Here is a 6,636-nt window from a genome sequence, read left to right on the forward strand (position 1 = left end):
GCGATCGGCCGACGGGCCAGTGAGCAGTCATGGGTGGGCTTGAGGTAACGGTCCTGCTCGGACTGCTGATCCTGGCCGCGGCCGTGCTCTCTCCACGGGTGCGGGTCGCACCCCCGCTGCTGCTGGTGATCTTCGGCCTGGCCCTGGGGTTCGTGCCCGCACTGGGCCGGGTACACCTGCCGCCCGAGGCCGTGCTGCTGATCTTCCTTCCGGTGCTCCTGTTCTGGGAGAGCCTGACCACCTCGTTGCGCTCGATCAGGCGCGACTTCCGCGGGATCGCGATCATGAGCACCCTGCTGGTCGTGGCGACGGCTTTCGGCGTCGCCGGCATCGCCACCGCGCTCGGGATGCCCTTCAGTGCCGCGCTGGTCCTCGGCGCCGCGGTGGCCCCGCCGGACGCGACCGCCGCGGCGGCACTGGGGCGGACCCTGCCGCACCGCCAGTTCACGCTCCTCAAGGCCGAGAGCCTGACCAACGACGGGACCGCACTGGTGGTGTACGCGATCGCCGTCGGCCTCGCGTCGGGCCAGCACTACTCCGCCCTCCACGTCACAGGGCTGGTCCTGCTGTCCTACCTCGGCGGCATCGCCTGCGGGCTGCTCATCGCCGGCGCAGCCTTCGCCTTGATGAGTCGCCTGCGCGACCCGGGCGTGATCAACATCTGCCTGCTCGTGGCTCCCTTCACGGCCTACCTGGTCGCCGAGCTGATCGGGGCCTCCGGAGTCCTCGCCGTCGTGGTCGCCGGGCTCCTGATCGCCTACGTCTCGGGACGGATCAGCAACGCCGCCTCGCGCAGGCACACCGAATCGGTCTGGCCGCTGGGCTCCCACCTGCTCAACGGAGCGTTGTTCGCCCTCATCGGGCTCGAGTCCCACGCCGCGGTACGCAACCTCGCCGGCGACGAGGGCCTGCGGTTGCTCGGCATGGTCGTGGCGGTCTGGATCGCCCTGATCGTCATCCGCTTCGTGTTCCCCCAGCTCACCGTCCTCGTCATCCGACTGCTGGATCGCCGTCCCTCCCAACGTGCCCGACGGACGAGCTACCGAGCCAGGGTGGTCGGTGCCGTCGCCGGGTTCCGCGGCGCCGTCTCACTGGCCATCGCCCTGTCCGTGCCCACCACCCTGGCCGACGGAACCCACTTCCCGGCCCGCGACGACATCGTCGTGGTCACCGCCGGCGTCATCCTCCTGACCCTGCTGGTCCAAGGACCGGTGCTGCCGGTGATCGTGCGGTGGGCCAGGCTCGACGAGGACGACACCGCCGAAGAGGAGCTGCGCCTGGCCGAACAGGAGATCACCGCCACCGCGGTCGCGGCGCTACCCGACCTCGCCGCCGAACATGCGATCAGCCCGGAAGTCCGCGAACGCCTGACCCGCGACTACGAGGAGCACCTCGCACTCGTCCGGGCGAGGCGGAACTCGGCGGCACCACCCCCGGACCCTCGCGTGGACGAGCTGGAGGCCATGCTGCACGGTGAAGGCACCACTACCCAGGGCGGGCGGCAGGCCCGGCCGGTACAGCTGGCCGAGTACGACCCGCTGGCCCGCGACGAGGAGTACACCCGGCTGCGGCTTGCCATGCTCGACCGCAAGCGCGAGGCCCTGCTGCGACTACGTCGCGCCGGCACCATCGACGATGCCGTCGTCTGGCGCATCCAGACCCGGATCGACCTCGAAGAACTCCGCCTCACCGGAATCGAGCCGTTCGCCTGACGGCGTTGGACCAGCGCGTTCGACGGGGCGGTCTCACCGCCGGGTGACGGCCGGGACCGGAGCGGAAGCGAGCACCGGGCTCGGTCCCCGCTCGGGAGCAGACCGGGACCAGACCCACCCGGAGCGGCGGAGGACCTGCTCCCACGTCGGATCAGCCGGTTACGGTCCCGGTCGTCCACGGCACCGAGTCGGCGGCGAACCAGGTCCATCCGCGCGCGGCCCAGGCCTTCGGCTGTGGGGCGAGCCGGGCGGCGTAGTCGGTCCACTCGGTCACCGCGGGGCGCGCCCACGCCTTCTCGGCGAGACCCCCGAGGCGCGGCAGGAGCAGGAACTCCAGGGCGTCGCCGGTGGGGATCGTCTCGCACCAGATCGCCGCCTCGACACCGGCGATCTGCTCGTCGCCGGTCACGCCCGGCGTGTCCTGGACCGGGTCCCATTCGACGCCGTGGCGCAGCGACATCGCCGGGTAGACCGGCAGCCCGACCTGGGCGCGCAGCTGCGCCTGGCTCGAGTCGATGGGGCCGTCCCCCTGGGGGGAGTCGAAGTAGAGGCGCGAGACCGGGGAGATGAGCAGCCTGGCGCCCATCCCGAGGGCGCGTGGGACGTCGTGCTCGGCCTTGGCCAGGTTCTCCGCGAGCAGCGGGAGGAGGTCCTGCGGGACCATCGCGCGCAGCGCCTCGTCGTCCACCATGGCCGCGGCCGCGGCGGGTTCCATCCAGTACTGCACGAGCTCGTCGCCGCGCAGGGACGCGCGGGCGATCTCCTGCCAGCCGACCACGCGCCGCCCGCGGGCCTTCACCAGAGCGGCCACCCGCTCGATGAACGCGGCATGGTCGGCATCGGGCATGCCGAACGCCTCGTCGCCCCCGATGTGCACGTAGGCGCTCTGCGGGAACTGCGCGATCACCCCGTCCAGGACGTCCTCGACGAAGGCCCAGGTCTCCTGCTGGTGGGGATCGAGGGTGCCGAGCGCCAGCCCCGGAGCCACCTCGCCGACCGTCGCCCCTGTCGGTGCCAGCTGCGGGTACGAGCGGAAGACCGCGCCGGTGTGACCGGGCATGTCGATCTCGGGAACCAGCGTCACGAAGCGGGCGCCGGCATACGCCACGAGCTCGGCGAGGTCGGCCTGCGAGTACCACCCGCCGGGGCGGCCCGCCATGGCGCCCGTGCCACCGATCGTGGTCAGGGCCGGCCGGCTCGGGATCTCGATGCGCCACCCCTGGTCGTCGGTCAGGTGCAGGTGCAGCACGTTCAGCTTGAACAGCGAGCACATGTCGATGACGCGACGGACCTGCTCGGGGCCGTGGAAGGTCCGAGCGACGTCGAGCGAGAGCCCGCGCCAGGCGAACCGCGGCCCGTCGAGGATCGTCGCTGTCGGCAGGGTCGCCGCACCGTCGTCCGCGGCGGCGGAGATGAGCTGCCGGAGCGTGGTGAGCCCGCGGTACGCCGCCTCGGCGGTGGCGCCCCACACGCGGACGCCGCCGGGGGTGATACGGATGCCGTGACGCTCGTCCGCACCGTCCGGGACCGCGCCGTCGGCCCGCACACCGCCGGCCGCAGGAACCGAGTCCAGCTCGTGGAAGCCGAGCTCCACAGTGACGGCCGGACCGGCTCCGGTCGTCTCGACAACCTCGAGCGCGATGCCGCAGTCCAGCCGCACGTCCTCGACGAAGCGCCGCACCACCGAGGCCAGGCCGGGGCCGCCGGCGGTCACGGCCAGCCCTGCGCGGATCTCGAGAGCTGCAGCCCCGCCGAGGCAGCGGGCAGGGGCGGGAACGACGGGTAGCGTCATGGTGGTTCCTATCGAGCTGACCTGATGAAACGAGGCAGACGAACGTGCGGGGCTCTCGCCCCCGTGGGTCTCCCGGGGGCAGCCGTTGCCACGCCCGTCCCCCCGACAATGCCACGTCCTGAGGCTCCGGCCCCCAACCGCGCGGGCCTGTCGGCACACCGGAACGGGCCTCACCGTGCGGCCACCACATTCGTCGCTGACGATCACTGCTGGTCGACGCTTGTTGGCCTCGCTGCCTCGAACGGGGTCCAGGTCGACCTTCATACTTCTGGAGTAGCAAGGCGTGAACTGGGGCCATGGCTGCTGCGCTCGGCTGTCGCAGGCCGCCACGGGCCCGGAGGCGACCCGCGCCTCCGGGGTGCCGGTGCACTTTCCGGCGCAGCAGAACCCGGTCAAGGCGGCCGGTCGCGACGCGCACCGTCCGGCCCGGGCTACGGTGGGGCATGCTGCCCTGGAGCACCGACCTGGCCGGACGCCTCGACGAGCACGTCGTCGACAGCGCGGCGCTGCGCGGCAACCCGCTGGGTGACCCCCACGAGCGACCGCTGTGGGTGTACCTGCCGCCGGGGTATGACGCCGAGCCGGCCGGGCGCTACCCGACCGTCTACGTCATCCAGGGCTACACCGGCCACCTGGCGATGTGGCGCAACCGGCAGCCGTTCCGTCAGCCGTTCCCCGAGACGGCCGACGCGGTGTTCGCGACCGGGACCGCGCCGCCGACGATCGTGGTCTACGTGGACGCGTGGACGGCATACGGCGGCAGCCAGTTCGTCGACTCACCCGGGACGGGCGACTACCACACGTACCCCTGCCAGGAGGTGGTGCCGTTCGTTGACGCGCGCTACCGGACGCTGGCCGACCGCGAGCACCGGGCGATCATGGGCAAGTCGAGCGGCGGCTTCGGGGCGATGATCACCCCGATGCTGCGCCCGGACCTGTTCGGGGCGCTCGCGACGCACGCCGGGGACTCGCTGTACGAGTACTGCTACCTGCCAGGGTTCGCCAGTGCGGTGCGCCACCTGCGCGACTACGAGGGTGACATCCAGCGGTGGTGGGCCGACTTCCGCGGCCGGACCGCGTTCACGAAGGCGGCCGACCAGGAGCTGCTCATGCTGCTCGGGGTGGCGGCCTGCTTCTCGGCGGACCCGGACGGCACACCGCGGCTACCCTTCGACCCGGTCACCGGCCGGCTGGTGCCGCCGGTGTGGCAGCGCTGGCTCGACTGGGATCCGGTGCGCATGGTCGAGAGCCGCGCCGCGGCGGTCACGTCGTGGCGAGCGGTGTGGATCGACGCCGGCACCCGGGACGAGTGGTACCTCGACATCGGGGCGCAGGCCTTCCACGACGCGATCCGCCGGGCCGGCCTGCCCGCGGAGCGGATCCACTTCGAGACCTTCGACGCGGGCCACGGCGGGATCGACTACCGCTACCCGCTCTCGCTGGCCTGGCTCGCCCAGCGGATCGCGCCCTGAGGGTGGGCCCGGCGCGGGAGCCGGCTGAGCGGCATCCGGCCGGCGCGGGTGATGAGTTCTCGGGGCGTCTGCCGTCATACCCACCATGACGTCCATGACCGAGAACCTGCGCCCGCTCGACGAGCGCGCCTTCACCGCCCGGGTCGAGCCGCACCGCCGCGAGCTGCACCTGCACTGCTACCGCCTGCTCGGCTCGTTCGAGGAGGCCGAGGACCTGGTGCAGGAGGCGCTCCTGCGCGCGTGGCGCGGCCGCGAGACGTACCAGGGCCGGGCGTCGGTCCGCGCGTGGCTGTACCGGATCGCGACGAACGCCTGCCTCGACGCCCTGGCCCGGCGGCCCCGGCAGCGGGGCCCGAACGGTGAGGTCACGTGGCTGCAGCCCTATCCCGACGAGCTGCTCGAGCAGCTGCCCGACCGGCGCGAGGGCCCCGCGGACGTGGTGCTGGCCCGGGAGACCATCGAGCTGGCGTTCATCGTCGCGATCCAGCACCTCGCCCCGCTGCCACGGGCGGTGCTCGTGCTGCGTGACGTGCTCGGCTGCTCGGCGCAGCAGACCGCGCACCTGCTCGGGACCACGACGGCGTCGGTGAACTCCGCGCTGCAGCGCGCCCGGGGCGGGCTGCGCGACAGGCTGCCCGGCGACCGGGAGACGTGGCGGCCCGCCGCCGAGGCAACGAGTGCCGAGCGGGAGCTGCTGGCCAGCTACGTCGAGTGTTGCGAGCGCGCCGATCTCGAGGGCGTGGCCGCGCTGCTGCACGAGCAGGTCCGGTTCTGTATGCCGCCCACGCCCGGCCTCTGGGTCGGGCGCGGACCGGTCGTGCGGGCTTGGGCCGACGGCGGGTTCGGGTCCGCGGACTTCGGCAGCCTGCGCTGCCTGTCCGTCGGCGCCAACGGCCAGCCGGCGGTGGCGGCCTACGCGCGGCGGCCGGGCGGTGCGGCATACGAACCGCTGGCGGTCGACGTCCTGCGGGTGCAGGACGGGCTGGTCACCGAGGTCGTCATCTTCGGCGCGGCGATGTTCCGCCACTTCGACCTGCCGGCGCGGCTCGGTGAGCGGGACGGTGCGCGGTGAGCGCCCCGGCCCCGGTCACCGTCACGCCCGTGCTGGTCGCCGACCTGCTCGCCGAGGGCGAGCGCCTGCCGGTCTACGTGCACGTCATCGAGCACCCCGAGGCGCGGGTGCTGGTCGACACGGGTATGACGCGGCTGCACCCGGCGGTGGCCGACCTCGACCCGCGCCTGCGGCCGCTCAGCGCCCAGGACTTCGACCTGGCCGGCATCGACATCGTCGTCAACACCCACCTGCACTTCGACCACTGCGGCGGCAACCACCTGTTCCCCGGCCGGCCGGTCTACGTCCAGCGCCGGGAGCTCGACGACGCGCGCACCCGGGACGACTACACCATCCGCGAGTGGGTCGACGCGCCCGGCGTGCGGTACGTGCCGGTCGACGGCGAGCTCGAGCTACTGTCCGGGTTGCGGCTCGTCCCGGCTCCGGGCCACACCCGCGGCACGCAGGTGGTCGTGGTCGGGACCGGCAGGCGCCCGGTGGTGGTCGGCGGCGACGTGGCGGTCTGGTTCGGCGAGCTCGACGAGCCGCGGACCGAGGGCCAGCTGCTGGTGCGCGCGCTCGACCCTGCTTTGGTGTGGCTGGCCCACG

5 protein-coding genes are annotated in these 6,636 nt (G+C 73.0%); 4 read left to right on the forward strand and 1 reads right to left on the reverse strand.

Annotated elements, in window-relative coordinates; genetic code table 11:
* Positions 1-29 precede the first annotated feature (29 nt).
* A complete protein-coding gene (locus tag WMI84_RS16075) occupies positions 30-1,712 on the forward strand; it encodes a Na+/H+ antiporter (RefSeq protein WP_347354787.1) in 1,683 nt (560 codons plus the stop codon).
* Positions 1,713-1,863: 151 nt separating this feature from the next.
* Here the strand turns inward: WMI84_RS16075 and WMI84_RS16080 are convergent, their stop codons facing one another.
* Positions 1,864-3,504 carry a family 20 glycosylhydrolase gene (locus WMI84_RS16080; protein ID WP_347354788.1) on the reverse strand — a complete coding sequence of 547 codons (1,641 nt, stop codon included), beginning with the start codon at positions 3,502-3,504 and terminating at the stop codon, positions 1,864-1,866.
* A gap of 443 nt (positions 3,505-3,947) precedes the next feature.
* On the opposite strand from WMI84_RS16080, the gene WMI84_RS16085 reads away from it, so the two are divergent.
* The 3 genes from WMI84_RS16085 to WMI84_RS16095 all read left to right on the forward strand — a co-directional run.
* Positions 3,948-4,976, forward strand: a complete 1,029-nt coding sequence (locus tag WMI84_RS16085; RefSeq protein WP_347354789.1) for an alpha/beta hydrolase-fold protein — start codon at positions 3,948-3,950, stop codon at positions 4,974-4,976.
* Between the two features lie 94 nt (positions 4,977-5,070).
* Positions 5,071-6,048, forward strand: a complete 978-nt coding sequence (locus WMI84_RS16090; protein ID WP_347354790.1) for an RNA polymerase subunit sigma-70 — start codon at positions 5,071-5,073, stop codon at positions 6,046-6,048.
* Positions 6,045-6,636: MBL fold metallo-hydrolase (locus WMI84_RS16095; RefSeq protein WP_347354791.1), on the forward strand; the 592-nt coding region annotated here is incomplete at its 3' end. The genes WMI84_RS16090 and WMI84_RS16095, both read left to right, overlap by 4 nt.

This window comes from Intrasporangium sp., assembly GCF_039812505.1.
Lineage (GTDB): Bacteria > Actinomycetota > Actinomycetes > Actinomycetales > Dermatophilaceae > Intrasporangium_A.